This is a genomic window from Undibacterium sp. RuTC16W (assembly GCF_049339445.1).
Classification (GTDB): domain Bacteria; phylum Pseudomonadota; class Gammaproteobacteria; order Burkholderiales; family Burkholderiaceae_D; genus Undibacterium.
In genome coordinates this window covers 275422-293467 of record NZ_JBMPPE010000003.1, presented here as the reverse complement: position 1 = coordinate 293467, position 18046 = coordinate 275422, and the positions used below count along the sequence as shown (strand labels likewise).

Here is an 18046-nt window from a genome sequence, read left to right as displayed (position 1 = left end):
AGACTACATTTGCCTAATCAGCTCAAATAGACGCTATGACTTCTTCCCTTCAGCCAGCAACAATCACCAAAATGGCCAATGCGATCCGTGCTTTGTCCATGGATGCCGTTCAAAAAGCTAATTCCGGTCACCCGGGCGCTCCTATGGGGATGGCAGATATTGCCGTGGCTTTGTGGAAAACACATTACCGCCACAATCCGGGCAATCCTCAATGGATTAACCGCGACCGCTTCGTTCTCTCTAATGGTCATGGCTCGATGTTGCATTATTCTTTGCTGCATCTGACAGGTTATGACTTATCGATGGATGAAATACGTAACTTCCGTCAAATGCATTCCAAGACTGCCGGTCATCCTGAAGTCCATGTCACCCCTGGTGTTGAGACTACGACAGGTCCTCTGGGCCAGGGCATCACGAATGCAGTCGGCATGGCTTTGGCAGAAAAGCTGCTTGCCGCCGAATTTAATCAGCCTGGTTTGAACGTGGTCGATCATCACACCTATGCATTCATGGGCGACGGTTGTTTGATGGAAGGTATTTCGCATGAGGCTTGCTCACTGGCAGGCACATTGCAACTGAATAAGCTGATTGCCTTCTGGGATGATAACGGTATCTCGATTGATGGTCATGTTGAAGGCTGGTTTACTGACGATACGCCAAAACGTTTTGAAGCCTATGGCTGGAATGTGATTCGTGCTATTGACGGTCATGACGCTGCTGCGGTATCCAAGGCGATTGAGTCAGCCAAGACATCAAACAAGCCGACATTGATCTGCTGCAAAACCGTGATCGGTAAAGGTTCGCCGAACATGGAGGGCACTCACAACGTTCACGGCGCAGCGCTCGGTGATAAAGAGGTTGCCGCAGTTCGTGCCAATATCGGTTGGGACTATGCGCCTTTTGACATTCCTGCTGACGTCTATGCGGCATGGGATGCGAAAGCCGATGGTGCAAAAGCTGAAGCGGAGTGGGATGCTCAATTCGCAACGTATGCTGCGCAGTATCCGGCCAAGGCTGCCGAGCTGACACGTCGTATGAAAGGCGATCTTCCGGCGAATTTTGATGAAGTGGTTGCTAGCGCGATTGCCGCTTGTGTCGAGAAAAAAGAAAACATCGCTACGCGTAAAGCGAGTCAAAACGCGATTCAGGCATTTGCCCCATCACTGCCAGAATTTCTCGGCGGTTCTGCGGATTTGACAGGCTCCAACCTGACCAACTGGAAAGAATGCGTCGCTGTACGTGGCAATCAGGCCGGTAATCATATTAACTATGGTGTGCGTGAATTTGGTATGAGCGCGATGATGAATGGTATCGCCCTGCATGGTGGCTATATTCCTTTCGGCGCAACCTTCCTGACTTTCTCTGACTACAGCCGCAATGCCATTCGCATGGCTGCGCTGATGAAGATCCGTACTTTGTTCGTGTTCACACATGACTCAATCGGTCTGGGTGAAGACGGTCCTACCCATCAATCCGTCGAGCACGTGTCCAGCATGCGCCTGATTCCTAACCTGGATAACTGGCGTCCTTGTGATACGGTTGAATCCGCGGCCGCATGGGCATTTGCGGTCAAGCGTCATGATGGCCCGTCGACCCTGATTTTCTCGCGTCAAAATTTGCCTTATCAAGAGCGTACCGCACAACAGATCGCGGATATTTCGCGAGGTGGTTATGTATTGCAAGATGTCACCGACGCAAAAGCCGTGTTGATTGCCACAGGTTCTGAGATTGAACTTGCAGTGAAATCTGCCGCAGCCTTAGCAGAGCAGGGTATCGCGGTGCGCGTCGTGTCTATGCCTTCAACCGATGTATTTGATCGTCAGGATGCTGCATACAAAGCAGCAGTATTGGGTAAAGGCATGCCACGTATCGCGATCGAAGCCGGTGTAACTGATTTCTGGTACAAATATGTGGGCCTGGAAGGCGCTGTCGTCGGCATCGATACTTTCGGCGAGTCCGCTCCTGCCAGTGTCTTGTTTAAACACTTTGGCTTTACGGTAGACAATGTGATTGCCAAAGTAAAAGCGACTCTGGCATGAGCGTAATCAAAGAAATTAGTTTGCGTCGTGCTACTGTCGCAGATGCGCAGGCGATTGCTGCCGTGCGCATCGAAAGCTGGCGTACTACGTATCGCGGCATCATGCCCGATGCGTATCTTGATGAAATGAAGCTTGACGACAGTGCGGCGATCTGGACACGTATTTTGACGGCAGATAACCCGGCGGTCTGCGTCTTTGTTGCGATTGCGGACGATGAGATTATCGGTTTTGCATCTGGCATGCTGCTTAAGGAAGAGAAGCAGGGTATGCACTCGGAATTGACTGCGATTTACTTACGTCCGACATTTCAGAACTCTGGTATCGGTCAGCGTATGTTGCAAAAAGTCGCCCGTACTTTGCAGGCGATGGGTGCGAGTAATATGCTGGTCTGGGTCCTGACTGGCAATAAGGCGGCACGTCAGTTTTATGAAAATTTTGGTGGACAGTTTTTGGTCGAACAGGATTTCATTTGGGATGAACTCGAATTGCAAGAAGTTGCTTATGGCTGGCCAGATCTGAACGAACTGACGGAATTGCATCTGACATCAGCAGAGAGCGCGCCAACCTTCCATTAGGCTTGCGTTAAGCTTCTATTAAGCATCTGAGCTTGGATGTGTGTGTGAAGAAGTAATTCAGTTTAAGAATGGCTTGTGCAGGTAAAGAGTTATAAAGATTTTTCACTGTTTTTATTGGAGATAAAACCATGACGATTCGCGTCGCAATCAACGGCTATGGCCGTATCGGTCGTAACATTCTGCGTGCCCACTACGAAGGCGGCAAATTCAAAAACGACATCCAGATCGTTGCCATCAACGACCTCGGTAATGCAGAGTCCAACGCTCACCTGACACGTTACGATACTGCCCACGGTAAGTTTCCTGGCACGGTATCCGTTGAAGGTGACACCATGATCGTCAACGGCGACAAGATCAAAGTATTCGCAGAACGTAATCCTGCGAATATTCCTTGGGGTGAATTGAATGTAGACGTCGTCCTGGAATGCACAGGCTTCTTTACTACAAAAGAAAAAGCCTCTGCTCACTTGGCTGGCGGCGCGAAAAAAGTCATCATCTCCGCACCGGGCGGCAAGGATGTTGATGCAACCATCGTCTACGGTGTGAATCACAATGTCCTGAAATCCACAGACACTGTCATCTCTAACGCTTCTTGCACAACAAATTGCCTGGCACCACTGGCAAAACCATTGAACGATGCGATCGGTATCGAAAGCGGTTTGATGACGACTATTCATGCCTACACAAATGATCAGGTGTTGACCGACGTCATGCACGAAGACTTGCGTCGTGCGCGCTCAGCTACCATGAGCATGATTCCGACTAAAACTGGCGCGGCAGCGGCAGTTGGCCTGGTGTTACCAGAACTGAACGGCAAGCTTGATGGCTACGCAATGCGCGTTCCAACCATCAATGTGTCCGTTGTCGACCTGACTTTTATTGCGTCTCGCGATACGACTGTTGAAGAAATCAATAAAGTATTGAAGGCTGCTTCAGAAGGCGCATTGAAAGGCATTCTGGATTACAACACAGCACCGCTGGTCTCTGTTGACTTTAACCACAATCCCGCATCATCGACTTACGATGAAACGCTGACTAAGGTCAATGGCGGTCGTCTGGTAAAAGTATCCAGCTGGTACGACAACGAATGGGGTTTCTCCAATCGTATGCTGGACACGACGATGGCATTGATGAGTGCAAAATAGTTGAAGAACCTTGGAGTGGGTTGCTACGAGGTTGTATGTCATGCAACTCATTTCATCGTTGATTTTTGAGATTGCTTTTGGAAATAATTTTTTTAAGTAATTCTTTAAAATAAAATTTTAAAATACGCCAGTTTTATCTGCCGGTACAAAATACCCCGAACTTTCGGGGTATTTTTTTGTCTATAACTTAGTACCGACTACCAGGTCTTGGTTTAGGATTAGCCAGTTCTGTTTATATTTTTGATAAAGGCGCTTGAATTATCCTGAAATCACACAAGATCTGGCGAAGGCTTACACTAGATTTTCAGCTAACCGTATTTGGAGAATGTCATCATGTTTAGCCCTAAGAAATTAATTGCTGAGAACAAGGGTTTTATCTTGTTTATGTTCGGCATGGTATTGGTCCGTAGCGCATTGGCCGATTTTTATCTGGTGCCATCGAGTTCCATGTATCCGACCTTAGTCGAGGGTGACAGGGTGATCTGTAATCGACTTGCTTATGATGTCAAACTTCCTTTTACTGATGTGATCTTGTCTCATGTGGCCGATCCTGCACGCGGTGATATCGTGACCTTCAGTTCCCCGGAAGATGGCACGCGCCTGGTCAAACGCCTGATCGCAGTACCAGGTGATGTGGTCGAAATGCATGATGAACAATTGGTGATCAATGGTGTGTCATCAGATTATCAGGAGGCTTTTGATAATCCGGCCAATCATCTGACGCCAAGCCGCGAATATCAAGGCAAACAACTCGTCTATCAAGAGACCTTAGGGACAAAACAGCATGGCATTATCGTGATGCCAGAACGTCAGGCAATGCGCTCATTTGGTCCTGTCACCGTGCCGGCAGGGCAGTATCTGATGTTGGGTGACAATCGGGATAATAGTAAGGATTTTCGCTATATCGGTTTCGTCAAACGCGAATTGATTACCGGACGCGTCAACCGTTTGCTGTACTCACTGGATGGAGATAACTTTTATCTGCCAAGGCTGGAACGTATCGCGGCAAAGACGTAAAAGAGATTGATTAAGCGCTATCTTAAAAATACTGGGGACATGAAATAAAAATCATGTCCCTTTTTATTTTCTTCAGATTAATACGTCCATGCGTAAAAGATCTGTGCTAATTCAAACTTTACAAATCTTTACTTAACACTACATATCATCTTGACCTGTTTCTCTGAGACTAGGTACGGGGCTTTCCCATACTTTTTTCAGGAGAAGAGTGATGAGTAATTTCATAGTCAATCAACGTCGGTCAGTCGTCTGGATTATCGCTGGTATATTTGCTTTGTTGCTACTGGGTGTTGCCGGATTAAAGGTGCATGCAGGGAATATGCATGATCAGCATGGGGCTTCCGGAGGAGGTGTATTGCTGATGGGGCTGAGCAGTCCAGCGTCATTTGCGGCTGGGTTAACTGGCTTACCAGCGCATATCGATGCGATTGCCAGCTTGAGTGAGCAGCAAAAAACGCAGACAATGGAAAAAGTGAATCAGACAAATGCAGAACTGCATACATTACAGCAACGATATCAAGAGAGGAATGACAAGATGCTGACCTTATTAACACAGGAAAAAATAGACGAGCAGGCGATCGAACGTTTGCGCAGCGAACAGCTGTCTATCGCAGATCAGGGATCGCGTCGTGTCACGCAGTTGATGGTGGATTTGAGTAAGTTATTAACACCGGAGCAGCGGCAGCGTTTCAGCAAGGCAGCCAGTCGTCATGGCAGTCATGGCTGATCTTCGTCACCCGCATATCATGATCAGCAGACATTTGACATGAATTCACGGATTCTGCTGGTCGAGGACGATGTCCGTCTGGCTGAAATGCTCTCTGAGTATTTGGGTGAAATGCATTTCCAGGTTGATGTTGCCGGTACCGGAACAGAGGCACTGGCGCGGCTTGCCGAAGAGCCGTTTGATCTGGTTGTACTTGATCTGATGTTGCCGGATCTGGATGGTCTTGAGGTATGTCGCCGCTTGCGTCGTCATAGTGATGTACCGCTGTTGATGCTGACCGCTCGTGGCGACGCTACTGATCGTATCGTTGGGCTGGAGCTTGGTGCTGATGACTATTTGCCTAAGCCGTTTGAACCCCGTGAATTACTTGCCAGACTATCGGCTATTCTGAGGCGACAGCGACGGGTAGCTGAGTTGCTTGATAATAAAGGTGCCGGAGATGTCTCGATTGATGTTGATTCATCGAAACAGCCGGATCGTCACTGGTACTTTGGCTGCCTGGAAATTGACCCTGATGCGCGTTGCCTGAAAAAGCACGGCAATATACAAGCGCTCACCTCGTATCAATTTGATTTGCTCTTGGTATTGGCTGAAAATGCCGGTTGTGTATTGACGCGCGACTTCTTGCTGGATCGTGTTAAAGGTGAAAAATTAGAGGCCTTTGATCGTTCGATTGATGTCCATATTTCTCGTATTCGCATGGCAATTGAGGACGATACGAAGTATCCGCGACGGATTATCACGGTCAGAGGTGCGGGCTATGTATTTGCAAAGGTACAGGAATGAAATCACGTCTTTATCTCCGCTTTTATCTTACCCTGCTTGCATGCCTGGCGGTCTATACCGTTAGCGGAATGGCGCTACGTCATGGCATTGACAATGGCCTTCCGCTTTATGCCTGGTCGTTTGTGTTTGGCGGACTGGCATTGATCGTCAGTATTGGTGCGTATCCCTTTTTCAGGCGCCTGACATTGCGCCTTGAGCGATTGCAACAAGGTGTGGAATCGCTGGGCGAAGGTGATTTGACAGCACGCGTGATGGTCGAGGGTAGCGATGAGGTTGCACAACTTGCTCATTCTTTCAATCGCGCCGCAGAAAAAATAGAATCGCTGGTCGTAGCACATAAATCCTTGTTGTCTAATGCGTCGCATGAATTGCGTACGCCATTGACGCGAATTCGTTTGACTGTGACCTTGATGAAAGAAAGTGCCGAGCCGAAGCGACGTGCGGAACTGGAGCAAGACATTGCCGAGTTAGATGATTTGCTGGATGAGATTTTGTTAGCCAGTCGTCTGGAAGTGCCGATTGAGCAGGATAAGATGGAGGAAGTCGATTTGCTGGGATTACTGGCCGAAGAGTGCGCACGCTATGACGATGTTGAACTCGACGGCAGTCCTCTCGTCTTGCAAGGACATTCGCGCTTACTGCGGCGCTTAATCCGGAATTTATTAGAGAACGCCAGACGCTACGGTAAACCGCCGACGACGGTCACATTACGCAGTATGGATGAGGGGGCAGAGTTGATCGTAAGCGATCATGGACCCGGTGTCGCGGCGGAACATTTAGAACGTGTTTTTGAACCGTTTTTTCGTAGCCCGCATATTTTGACGAACACCGGTTTTGGTCTTGGGTTGGCCTTGGTGAGGCAAATTGCCAGACGTCATGGCGGGGAGGCGCGTTGCGAGCTGAGGTCGACTGGTGGCAGCCAGTTTGTCGTGCGTCTGGCTCGCCTTTAAGTCTTCAATATTAAGTCTTCAATATGAAGTCTTCACTAAGTCGCGACTAAACCAGAGGTATCTCGGACGGTCCTGTTACAAAGCTGCGGCGGCTCAGGATGGCACATAGCCTAGCGTTTCAGAAATCTGTTCTGCAGTAGAGATCAGATCCTCCAGCCACTCTTCTTGCAAGCGATCTGCCGGTGCTGAAATCGATAAACCGGCAATCATCTTGCCGCTATCATCGCGTATGCCAGCCGCCATGCAACGGACACCAAGTTCCAGTTCCTCGTTGTCGCGTGCAAAGCCATGTTCACGGACCTCGGCGAGTTCTTTTTCCAGTTTGTGCAGATCGGTGATTGAGTTTTTATTGTGGCCTGCCAGTCCCGTGCGGGTAGCATAGGCACGGATCGCTTTCGGTTCGTCTAGGGATAAAAATAACTTACCGGTCGAGGTCAGGTGTAAAGGCGCACGACCACCAATCGCTCGCACGACTTGCATGCCTGAGCGTTCTGAAAAAGCCCGGTCAATGTACACAATTTCATCGCCTTGACGCACTGATAAATTAATAGTCTGGTGAGTCTGACGGTGCAGGGTGCGCATGAATTCCAGCGCGGCCTCGCGTACGTTCAGGCGACTTTTCACAATATTGCCCAGTTCCAGCAAGCGCATGCCTAACCGGTAGGAGCCAGCCTCGGCACGGTCAACAAAGCGGGTTGTAACCAGGTCGTTCAGGATGCGGTGCGCGGTGGATGGGTGCAGTCCCGTCACGATGGCGAGTTCTTTCAAGCTGACGGGATCCTGATAGCGTGACAGGGCATCTAGCAGGGAAACCAGTCGTTCGATTACCTGTATGGAGGTTTTGTCGGAATTCGTGGTGTCGTTTTTCATATGATGGTTGGTGCATTGCAATATCTTCTTTATACCACAATGTGAAACGCCCGTCAGCTTGTTGGTGACAAAAATAGAGCTAAATTGATCATGATGCTGAAATTATTTAGCCCTTGCAGCGCCGGTCTGTTTTCTTGTTTTTGTTGGATGCGGCTTCTTCAGGCTTATGCCTGATTTCTACTAAATTCTGCTAAGAAAATGAGGCATGAATTAATTCAAACGTGCACCTTGAGTTTTTCCGTGACTTGTTGCGTCATCGTATTGACGATCTTTCTGGTTATATTCCTTGAGAATTTGCATGCCAGTCTTGTTTGCCTGCGATTCAAGCTGCTCGCAGTTCGGCATGCCGGGTAAATGGAGTATCGCTTGCTCTACTGTGTTGGCAGCCTGTTTTCCATTGTTGTAGTGTCCCAGTTCATGTGTTTTGAGTGCCGCAGCATATGGATCAAATTGCGATTGCTGCGCGCTGGAAGGCCTGCCAGCTAATTTGGGCAGAGTAATCGTTGCGGATAAATCGACTTTCACTCTACTCATCGTGCATTCGCCACTCGCGGCTTTTTGCCACCAGAAATGCCATTGCACCCACCATTTGGTATAACCATGAAAGACATTGCCGTTCTCTCGTATGGGGGATGCTCTATTTAAAATCACGTTAAGCGGAAGTTGAGTATCGACTGTCGCCGGATAATCAATATAGTCGAGACGTTCTGTCACTTCAGCATGAGCTGCGCTCGATACCGACAGAATGAGAAGGCAAAATACTATTTTATTCATGGGCTAGTGAATGCAAAAATTGGAAGAGGTCGCGAAGCGAATCCGCAGCATTGCGCAGTGCTGTAATGACGTAGTATCGTAATTTAATTGTCAAGTCAGGGGAATTTTATTTTGTCGAACTCATTAGAATCGTAGGCTATCGCTAAGTTGATCGCAGAATTAACCGCAGAATTATTACTTATCCTGCTCCAGGTCATATATTTATAACTCGGGACTGTTAAAATCGGCGCCATTAATGAAGTTATCAATGCCGTTACAAGTAATTTATTCAATATCTATTTCAGGAATGTCACATGAGTGATCAGGAACAAGCTGTCAGCGAGTTTAAAAGTAAGAGTGGTGTTAAGCGTATTTTTTCTGCGTTTTTTTATTCGATTGATGGTTTTAAATCTGCCTGGAAAAACGAACATGCTTTTCGGCAGGAATTGATTTTAGTCGTGATTGGAGCCATTGCTGCATTGGCCTTGCCGGTCTCGTCTTTTGAAAAGCTGATGATGATTGCCAGCTTGTTGCTGATTCTGGTTGTGGAGCTGATTAACTCGGCAATCGAAGCGGTTGTTGACAGGGTCTCGCTTGAGCGTCATAGCTTATCAAAAAATGCGAAAGATTTCGGGAGTGCTGCGGTGTTACTGACGTTGTTGATTTCGCTGGCAACCTGGGGTGTGATTTTATTTAACCGCTTCTATTATTGATGATAAGTTTCGGCGCTGTGCCAGTGCACACCGGCTGAGTTGCAGGTGACAGTAAATTGATGGCATTGGCATATATCCCCCCCGCTATTTTTTCATAAAAGCTACCTGGTCCGCACTCTTGATAAGGTATCGATTTTTATTTCTTATTTCCCTAATTTCCTACTCTCTTTCATATCATGACAACACCAGTTTCCGTTGCTCCCATTATTGCGCCTACCTTTGATGCTGCTTTATCCGATGCGCTGATTGCTTGCGTCAATAATAAAACCAAACCTTTGGGGAGTCTCGGTTTGCTGGAGGGTATCGCGAAACAAATTGGCCTGATCCAGCGTACCACTAAGCCCATACTGAGTCAGCCGGCGATTATGGTCTTCGCCGGTGATCACGGCGTGGTTGCTGAGGGTATATCTGCTTATCCTCAAGATGTCACATGGCAGATGGTAGAAAACTTCCTGGCCGAAGGTGCGGCGATCAATGTGTTTGCCCGTCAAAATGGCTTGGTATTACACATTGTTGATGCCGGCGTGAATCATGATTTTGGTGTGCGTGATGGTTTGCTCGACCGTAAAATTGCAGGCAGTACCCGTAACTTTGCAAGCGAGCCAGCGATGTCGGCAGCGCAGTGTGAGACGGCGCTACAAAACGGTAAAGATCTGGTGGCGGCTCTGCCAGGCAATGTGCTCGGCTTCGGTGAAATGGGTATCGGCAACACAACGTCCGCCGCCGCATTGATGCATAAATTAACCGGGGTCGCCGTGGCGGATTGTGTTGGCGCGGGCACAGGCCTCGATGCCGCCGGTATACTGCGCAAGCAAAAAGTGATTGAAGACGCAGTGAGTCTGCATGCTGCGGTCAACGATCCGTTGGCCGTCTTAGCCTGCTTTGGCGGTTTTGAAATCGCGACTATGGTTGGGGCGATGCTGGCTGCTGCCGAGCGTCGTATGGTGTTGTTGATTGATGGATTTATTGTGACCAGCGCCTTACTGGTGGCAGCAAAATTACAGCCGTCGATTCTTGACTATTGCATCTTCGCGCATTGCTCGGACGAGAGTGGTCACGCAAAGATGCTGACTGCTCTGGGTGCCCGTCCTGTGCTGCAATTGGATTTGCGTCTGGGTGAGGGCACGGGCGCTGCGCTGGTGTATCCGCTTGTACAGGCAGCAGTGAATTTTATGAATCAGATGGCGACGTTTGAGTCCGCACATGTTAGTGAAAAATCCTAGGGCACTAATGTCGGTGAGTGTCACGGTGCTTATTATTGCAATTTAATTGTTGATTGAATTCGCCTGCTATTTTTTCGACTATTCCTGACAAGAGCTATGCACCAGATCCGCTTGTTTTTTATCGCATTGCAGTTTTTTACGCGTATCCCTATTCCATCTTGGGTCGGGTTCGAGGCGGCGTGGTTGCATCAGGCATCACGTTATTTTCCGGCGGTCGGCTGGGTCGTTGCGCTGGTGACGGCGCTTGTCTTTTGGTTGGCGCATCTATTGCTGCCGCAAGCGGTGGCGGTCATCTTGTCGACCGCTGCAGGGATTTATCTGACCGGCGCATTTCATGAAGATGGCTTCGCCGATGTCTGTGACGGTTTCGGTGGTGGCATGACCCCGGAACGAGTGCTGGACATCATGAAGGACTCGCGGGTTGGTGCGTATGGCGCAATCGGAATTAATCTCATGTTGCTGGGTAAGCTGACAGTGCTGGCGAGTATGCCGGTGCAAACTGTGATTCCAGCTTTATTGATCGCACATCCTTTGTCGAGGCTGGCTTCTTGTAGCCTGATTTATACCCTCGACTACGCCCGTCTTGAAGGCAAGGCGAAACCTCTGGCGCAACACATGTCGGGCGCTGAATTCCTGATTGCAGGCTTGACAGTATTGGTACCTGTTACAGGCCTGATGTACTGCGGACTGGTGCCGCTCAATAATCTTATTCTTGCTACCGTCTTGCTGGTTCTTGCGAGCTGGTGGATGGCAAGGATGTTTGTGCGCAGGATTGGCGGTTACACCGGCGATTGTCTGGGTGCTGTGCAGCAGTTATCCGAGTTTGTGTTCTATGTCGGCTTATGCAGCTCTATCTGATCCGGCACCCCAGACCTGAGATTGCGCCGGGGATTTGCTACGGACAATCCGATATACCGAGTAGTGAGGCGCAGTGCCAGCTGTTACTGCCCTCCTTGTTGCCCGCATTGCGCAGTATGTTGCCAGCAGATCACATTGCGCAGACGGCTATTTATTCCAGTCCCTTGCAACGCTGTCGCCTGCTCGCAACGCATCTTGCTACCGGCCTGCAAGTACAAACGCAATTTGATCCTCGTTTGATGGAAATGAATTTTGGTCGCTGGGAATTGCAGAACTGGGATCAGATTCCACGTGTTGAAGTTGATGCTTGGGCTGCTGATGTCAGCGGATATCGTCCCGGTGGCGCTGAAAATGTACTCGACATGGCAGCGCGGATTATCGAATTTTTAGAAGAGCTTGTTGCGCAGGACGAGAATAAAAAAAAGAATGTTCTGATCGTCAGTCATGCTGGCTCGATGCGCCTGATGCTTGCTTATCAAGTGGGCATCAGCCCAGAGGCAATGGCGCACAAGCTTGTCGCCGATCATCAGGTGATAGATTTTGGAGAGTGTCGGCAGTTGCAATTAAAAATATAGCAATGTTATTATTGTCGAAGAGGTAATTTTCAGAGGCGCAGCAGAACTGAGAGAGCAAGCCTATGATAGAACTAAGAAAAACTCCGCGTATTCAGGTGATCTGGCGTGCGGCAGTCAAACTCAGCGACGGTAGTCTGGTCGCAACCAAAATTGTTAATCTGTCTGTCGGTGGCGTGCTCATGCAATGTCCGCAGAGTCTGGAAGTCAATCGGGAATATCAGATCATGATGGAAGTGCCTGGCATTGTGGGAGGCGCTGATCAGCAATTCAAAGTGGCGTGTAAAGCCTTTGTTCAGCACTGCATACTGGCAGAAGATCATTATCGGATCGGCGTAAAATTTCATGGTCTCTCAGATCTGCATCAAAATTTAATCGATGCCTGGATCTCCAAAGCAAGCAAAGCAGATCAGGCTGCGTAGACGCCATGTAGCGGAAACAAATACAGACTAGGTTCTTTCATTGCAGACTATTCATGATGTAGAGTTTCAAGCCCATGAGGCTTGGGAGCGCGGTGACCTCCAGCGCGCCTTTTATTGTTTTTTAGCTGGCGCTGAACTGGATCTGCCCGGATGCATGACAAACCTGGGATATTTTTATGACGCAGGCCTGGCAATCCGCGCAGATAAATCAAAGGCAATGTATTGGTACAAAAGAGCGTATCGCCTGGGATCGGCTTCTGCTGCGGCAAATCTTGCCATGCTTCATCGCGAGCGTCGCCGGTTTCGCTTAATGTGCCGATGCCTGTATTTGTCGGCAGCATTAGGAGATGGTGATGCGCAGCTTGATTTGGGAAAATGCTATCTGACAGGGCAGGGTGTCAGCAAGTCACGACGGATGGCACGACGCTGTTTTCTTCAGGCACTCAAATCAGATCAGATCACTCCCGCAGGACGTGCTGACGCACAAAAATTATTACACAGAATGCGTTGATCCTTGCTTGCCTCGTATAGGCTTAGTATCAATTCCTTGTTAGTTTCTTATTAGCTTCGAATTCATTGTCAACATCATCCTAGCCCCGCTGATCCAGGGGCGTGTCCGGGTTTAACTTGCTGCAAAGCGGCTCTGGCTTTAGAATGGCGGAGTTTTGGTGCTCGTGGACATGTTCATGTCCGCGGTTAAACGGGAAACACCAGGTGAAATAGGTTTATTTCGCAAAGGTGTGCTGCCCCCGCAACGGTGTACAAGTGCGGTAGTGAGTGGGTCTTTAAAGATTCTATCGCTGCTGCAGTCTTCTGCAAATACCACTATGCCTAGGCATGGGAAGGTCGGAAGATGACGCTTGTCAGCCCGGATACCGGCCAGAATAAGTGAAGTGCTACCGACACCCTCAGGGGATATTTCATTGGCGGTCAATTCAGCTGTTATTTGTGTCCTGCACACGATAGCGGTGTAATTGATGTGTTTGTGTGTAATAAAGTTGTGGTGGCACTTTGTATTCATGCAGCCTGCGGGGACGTTGGCTGCTTGCCCCTTTTTCATTGTGATCATGACTTTTTCATTCAAACCGCTTGCCATCAGCGTTGCTGTGGCTGCTATTTTCCCTTCTATTTCTGTCTTTGCCCAAACGGCTGCAACATCATCTGGTGCGCAAAACGTCGTCATTACTGCCGGTCGTCAGGTGCAGGCTGCCAAAGATGTGCTGGCCGATAACGTTGTCATTACTGCTGACGAAATCGCTAAATCCGGTGCCGCCTCTATCGTTGATTTGTTGCAGCAACAGCGCGGCATCGAGATCGCACGTAACGGTGGTCCAGGCTCTAATGCTTCGGTATTTATCCGCGGCGGCTCTAATGCCCAAAACGTTGTACTGGTTGACGGTATCCGGATTGGATCCTCGACCTCAGGCGGCGCTACCTGGGCAACCATTCCTCTGGCTCAGATTGAACGCATCGAAATCGTCTATGGCCCTCTAAGCAGCTTATATGGCGCGGACGCAGTCGGCGGTGTCGTACAAATTTTTACTAAAAAAGGTAGTGGCGTTATTACTCCGACTGCGTCCGTTGGTCTGGGTAGTTATGGCTTGCGCAAAATTGCCGCTGGTGTATCCGGTTCGACAGATGGTAGCTTCAGCTTTGCGCTGAATGCTGGTCACGAAGAAGCTGACGGCTTCTCAGCGACGCGTCCGACTGCCGGCCCGTACTCGTACAATGCCGACAAAGATGGCTACACGCTGGATAGCGTCAGTGGTCGCCTTGGTTACGAAATTGCCAAAGGTCACGATCTCGGCATCAACTTTTTGCAAAGCCGTTTGAATGCCCAGTTTGATGCAGGTCCTGGCTATGACGACCGCAATATCCAGAAACTGGAAACGCTGGCGATCTTTAGCAAAAACCGCTTTGCCAGCAACTGGCTCAGCACAGTACAAATTGCAGAAACCGCTGATAAAGGTTTTTCTGATGCATCCTATGGCAAGAGCCAATTCGATACCAAACAGACTAGCCTGAACTGGCAGAACGATATCAGCCTCGGCAAGGATGTCTTGCAATTGGTGTACGAGCATCGTGAAGAAAAAGTCGAATCGACAACGAAAGAATTGATTGGCAAACGTACGACCAATTCCCTCGCAGGTTCTTATGTCTTCAAACAAGACGCACATCTGGCCAGCGCCAGTGCCCGTTACGACGACAGCTCGCAGTATGGCTCTAAGGTAACTGGCAGTGTCGCTTATGGCTATCGCCTGAGCGATGCCTTGCGTGTCAATGCCAGCTACGGTACCAGCTTCCGTGCGCCGACTTTCAATGAGCTGTACTACCCGAGTTACGGCATTTCTACCAATAAGCCTGAGAAGGCAAAAAATGCTGAAATCGGTATCTACTACGAAGATGGCGTGAGTCAGTTGAGTGCGGTGTACTACTCGAACAAGGCAACGGATTTGCTAGTCACGGCGAATGTCTGCCCGGTAGAACAAGCTAGTCATAAGTACGGTTGCGCTTACAACGTCAACAAGGCGACCTTGTCCGGCCTGACGCTTGGTGGTTCTACGCATTTGGGCGATCTGACTTTGCGCGGTTCTCTGGATATTCAGGATCCGAAAGATGATACAACCGGTTTGCGTCTGGCGCGTCGTAGCAAGCAACACGGTAGCCTGGCTGCAGAGTATGCAATTGCCAAAGCTAAAGTCGGCGTAGAAACAGTATTTTCCGGTGATCGTTTTGATGATGTCACTAACAAAAAATCCTTGGGCGGCTATAGTTTATTGAATCTGTATGCGACTTATGATGTTGCCGCGAACTGGTCTGTGATCGGTCGCTGGAACAATGCCTTGAACAAGGACTATGAGCTTGCAAAGAACTATACAACGATGGGGTCGAATGTCTTTGTTGGTTTGAATTACGGCTTTAAATAAATTGGTGATATTCCCTCAACTATCAACTAATCCTTCCGCCTCAATCAAGATGTGTCAAGTGTAGATGTTAGTTCCTTAACCCTCTCCCGCTCGCGGGAGAGGGAGCTAAGGGGGAAATTGATGACGTCGCGATTTCAATCAACATCAGCTTTTTATTCGGCCGCTTTCGTTTTATATAGGACTTACGCAAAAACCAAGACCTCTCGCCACAGAGGCACGGAGACATAGAGAAAAGGCAGGGGTAAGCCACTCCATGGAAGATCGATAAAAGTTTGTTAGAAGTTCCCTCTAACGACTGCGCAAGCGGTATGCGCCTGCTGGCACGAAATGCCCTTGAAAGCCTCATCCAGCCTGCGGGTTCAAGGTGGGGGTGTTTTTCATCAGTCTTGTTACATCAGTTTTGTTTTAGTTTTATTCTTAGTTTTATTAATTCGTGAATTCAGATGTTCTGATTTCTTTTCTAACGCATTCATATCCGGTGATCAAGGATACGACAAGGATATGAATGCGTTAGAAAAGAAATGACAGGTCATCTATGTCAAATTTTCTCATAAGGCGGATCGTGTCTTTAGCTACTTCTTCAGGCTCCGGTATCACCGCTACGGCGCTGGTGAGCAGGCATCGCTCCTTGCGCGCTTCTCGCATCATTCTTGTATTAATCCTCGCCTCATTCGGCAGTATTGCGATTGCCTGCTTAACAGGATCGGTATCACTGTCGTTTACCGAATTATTTCATGGTCTGCTTGAGCTATTACACGGCAAACCCTCGACACTGGCTGCGACCTTACTTGAGCTGCGTTTAGGTCGTGCTTTATTGGGTTTCGTCACGGGGGCAACGCTGGCTCTGGCGGGTGTCATGATGCAGGCTTTACTACGCAATCCTCTGGCGGATCCTTATGTGCTGGGTATTTCCGGCGGTGCCTCGGTCGGTGCTCTGGCGGTGATTTTACTGGTCGGTATGGGCTGGCTGGTGGATCTGGCCGCGTTTGGCGGTGCTATTACAGTTGCGATTTTGCTGTTTGCTCTGGCGTATCGCGATTTTCGCGGTAGCGGCAGCTCGGATGGCAGCGCACCGCTTTTATTATTGACCGGCGTCATCGTGCAGGCAGGCTGCGGTGCTCTGATCACGCTGATGTTGTCGATTGCTCCTGACAGCCGTTTGCGCGGTATGGTGTTCTGGATGATCGGTGATTTATCGAATGCAGATTCTCGTGTGCTGCCCTGGATACTATGGAGCGTCATTCTGGTGTTGGCATTACGTATGGCGCGATCCATCAATGTCGCTGCCATGCATGCCGATAACGCACTCAGCCTGGGTGTGAATATCGGTCGGTTACGACAAACTTTGTTTATCTGCTCGGCTTTACTGACGGCGAGTGCGGTCAGCAGTGCTGGCAGTATCGGCTTTGTCGGACTGATTATTCCGCATGCCTGCCGCTTTGCCTGGGGCCCGGATCATCGCTTGCTGATTCCTGCGGCCACCCTCGCCGGAGGCAGTTTTCTGGTGCTGGCAGACACGCTGGCGCGCACGGTAGTCGCACCACAGCAATTACCGGTTGGTGTGATTACGGCGATGATTGGCGTCCCTTTATTTTTGCTGCAATTACATCAGTTGAGAAAGCAGGGGCGCTGATGACTACACTCGCACAGGATGGTTTGCAGCTCCGCTTATCCGGCTCTGAATTACTGAGCTCTAATTTGTTACGTATCAGCGATCTGAATTTATCCGTTGGCAAAAGGGTTTTACTCAATGCCTTGCAATGGCAAGTCCATCCCGGTGAATGCTGGTGCGTGATCGGTCGCAATGGCGCGGGTAAGAGCACATTGCTGCGTACTCTCGCAGGGATGCGTCCTGTCGAGAGCGGTACGATTCTGATCAGGGATAAAAAGCTTCAGCAATGGGCACTTGGCGAGCTGGCCAGAGAGCGCTCTTTTTTACCGCAGGGCAGAGTTGATGCCTTTGGTTACCGTGCGATTGAAACGGTATTGAGTGCGCGCCACCCTTATCACGATACGCATTATTGGGAATCATCAGACGACCTGGAGCTGGCATATGCGGCTTTACAAGAATTAGATGTTATGGAGATGGCTGAACGCGATGTGCGCAGCCTGTCCGGTGGTGAGCGTCAGCGTGTGGCAATTGCCGCTTTGCTGGCACAAGATGCCGCGCTGATGCTGCTGGACGAGCCTGCCAACGCGCTCGATCTTGCGCATCAGGTCAGTGTGATGCAACTGCTCTCCCGTTTATGTCGCGACCACAACAAGGCTGTGGTCATGGTCAGTCACGACCTCAATCTCGCCCACCGTATTGCTACCCATGCCTTGCTCCTGATGGGAGATGGCCGCTGGGAGGCCGGTCCGGTTGATCAGGTCATGACAGCGGACAAACTCAGTCTCTGTCTGGGACATCCTTTAGAGCTGATACAACATGGCGGGCAAACTCTTTTTTTACCAGGACACTAGAACGTG

At 49.4% G+C, this 18046-nt stretch carries 18 protein-coding genes and 1 riboswitch; of the genes, 16 read left to right on the top strand and 2 right to left on the bottom strand.

Annotated elements, in window-relative coordinates:
* The first annotated feature begins 35 nt into the window (after nucleotides 1-35).
* From tkt to ACO0K4_RS08055, 7 genes are all read left to right on the top strand, one after another.
* On the top strand, nucleotides 36-2039 hold the full coding sequence (tkt, locus tag ACO0K4_RS08085) for a transketolase (protein WP_422956110.1): 2004 nt from the start codon (nucleotides 36-38) through the stop codon (nucleotides 2037-2039).
* Nucleotides 2036-2614: a GNAT family N-acetyltransferase gene (locus tag ACO0K4_RS08080; RefSeq protein WP_422956109.1), complete on the top strand. Its 579-nt coding sequence runs from the start codon at nucleotides 2036-2038 to the stop codon at nucleotides 2612-2614. The genes tkt and ACO0K4_RS08080 overlap by 4 nt, the downstream gene beginning before the upstream one ends.
* 128 nt (nucleotides 2615-2742) lie before the next feature.
* Entirely contained in the window at nucleotides 2743-3759 is a 1017-nt protein-coding gene (gene gap, locus ACO0K4_RS08075; RefSeq protein WP_422956108.1) for a type I glyceraldehyde-3-phosphate dehydrogenase, read from the top strand.
* Nucleotides 3760-4092: 333 nt separating this feature from the next.
* Complete coding sequence (gene lepB, locus ACO0K4_RS08070; protein ID WP_422956107.1) at nucleotides 4093-4776, top strand: signal peptidase I; 684 nt, start codon at nucleotides 4093-4095, stop codon at nucleotides 4774-4776.
* Nucleotides 4777-4987: 211 nt separating this feature from the next.
* Entirely contained in the window at nucleotides 4988-5503 is a 516-nt protein-coding gene (locus tag ACO0K4_RS08065) for a Spy/CpxP family protein refolding chaperone (RefSeq protein ID WP_422956106.1), read from the top strand.
* 39 nt (nucleotides 5504-5542) lie between these two features.
* A complete protein-coding gene (locus ACO0K4_RS08060; protein ID WP_422956105.1) occupies nucleotides 5543-6289 on the top strand; it encodes a response regulator in 747 nt (248 codons plus the stop codon).
* Complete coding sequence (locus ACO0K4_RS08055) at nucleotides 6286-7239, top strand: sensor histidine kinase (protein ID WP_422956104.1); 954 nt, start codon at nucleotides 6286-6288, stop codon at nucleotides 7237-7239. Before ACO0K4_RS08060 ends, ACO0K4_RS08055 begins: the two co-directional genes overlap by 4 nt.
* 93 nt (nucleotides 7240-7332) lie before the next feature.
* Here the strand turns inward: ACO0K4_RS08055 and ACO0K4_RS08050 are convergent, their stop codons facing one another.
* Together ACO0K4_RS08050 and ACO0K4_RS08045 are read right to left on the bottom strand one after the other, a co-directional pair.
* Complete coding sequence (locus ACO0K4_RS08050) at nucleotides 7333-8109, bottom strand: IclR family transcriptional regulator (protein ID WP_422956103.1); 777 nt, start codon at nucleotides 8107-8109, stop codon at nucleotides 7333-7335.
* 210 nt (nucleotides 8110-8319) lie between these two features.
* On the bottom strand, nucleotides 8320-8883 hold the full coding sequence (locus tag ACO0K4_RS08045; RefSeq protein ID WP_422956102.1) for a DUF922 domain-containing Zn-dependent protease: 564 nt from the start codon (nucleotides 8881-8883) through the stop codon (nucleotides 8320-8322).
* Nucleotides 8884-9176: 293 nt separating this feature from the next.
* On the opposite strand from ACO0K4_RS08045, the gene ACO0K4_RS08040 reads away from it, so the two are divergent.
* The 9 genes from ACO0K4_RS08040 to ACO0K4_RS08000 all read left to right on the top strand — a co-directional run bounded on the left by ACO0K4_RS08040 (nucleotide 9177) and on the right by ACO0K4_RS08000 (nucleotide 18040).
* The gene (locus ACO0K4_RS08040; RefSeq protein ID WP_422956101.1) at nucleotides 9177-9575 is read left to right on the top strand and encodes a diacylglycerol kinase; all 399 of its coding nucleotides are present in this window, start codon (nucleotides 9177-9179) and stop codon (nucleotides 9573-9575) included.
* A 176-nt stretch (nucleotides 9576-9751) separates the two neighbouring features.
* Entirely contained in the window at nucleotides 9752-10798 is a 1047-nt protein-coding gene (cobT, locus tag ACO0K4_RS08035; protein ID WP_422956100.1) for a nicotinate-nucleotide--dimethylbenzimidazole phosphoribosyltransferase, read from the top strand.
* A 96-nt stretch (nucleotides 10799-10894) separates the two neighbouring features.
* Nucleotides 10895-11656, top strand: a complete 762-nt coding sequence (locus ACO0K4_RS08030) for an adenosylcobinamide-GDP ribazoletransferase (RefSeq protein WP_422956099.1) — start codon at nucleotides 10895-10897, stop codon at nucleotides 11654-11656.
* A complete protein-coding gene (gene cobC / locus ACO0K4_RS08025; protein WP_422956098.1) occupies nucleotides 11641-12231 on the top strand; it encodes an alpha-ribazole phosphatase family protein in 591 nt (196 codons plus the stop codon). Before ACO0K4_RS08030 ends, cobC begins: the two co-directional genes overlap by 16 nt.
* A gap of 62 nt (nucleotides 12232-12293) precedes the next feature.
* Nucleotides 12294-12650: a PilZ domain-containing protein gene (locus ACO0K4_RS08020; RefSeq protein WP_422956097.1), complete on the top strand. Its 357-nt coding sequence runs from the start codon at nucleotides 12294-12296 to the stop codon at nucleotides 12648-12650.
* Between the two features lie 40 nt (nucleotides 12651-12690).
* A complete protein-coding gene (locus ACO0K4_RS08015) occupies nucleotides 12691-13161 on the top strand; it encodes a tetratricopeptide repeat protein (RefSeq protein ID WP_422956096.1) in 471 nt (156 codons plus the stop codon).
* Between the two features lie 138 nt (nucleotides 13162-13299).
* Nucleotides 13300-13548: riboswitch (cobalamin riboswitch) on the top strand.
* Nucleotides 13549-13717: 169 nt separating this feature from the next.
* On the top strand, nucleotides 13718-15577 hold the full coding sequence (locus ACO0K4_RS08010) for a TonB-dependent receptor domain-containing protein (protein ID WP_422956095.1): 1860 nt from the start codon (nucleotides 13718-13720) through the stop codon (nucleotides 15575-15577).
* Between the two features lie 562 nt (nucleotides 15578-16139).
* Nucleotides 16140-17210, top strand: coding sequence for a FecCD family ABC transporter permease (locus tag ACO0K4_RS08005; RefSeq protein ID WP_422956094.1), 1071 nt, complete (start codon nucleotides 16140-16142; stop codon nucleotides 17208-17210).
* Nucleotides 17211-17275: 65 nt separating this feature from the next.
* The gene (locus ACO0K4_RS08000; RefSeq protein WP_422956282.1) at nucleotides 17276-18040 is read left to right on the top strand and encodes an ABC transporter ATP-binding protein; all 765 of its coding nucleotides are present in this window, start codon (nucleotides 17276-17278) and stop codon (nucleotides 18038-18040) included.
* The last annotated feature ends 6 nt before the right edge of the window (nucleotides 18041-18046 follow it).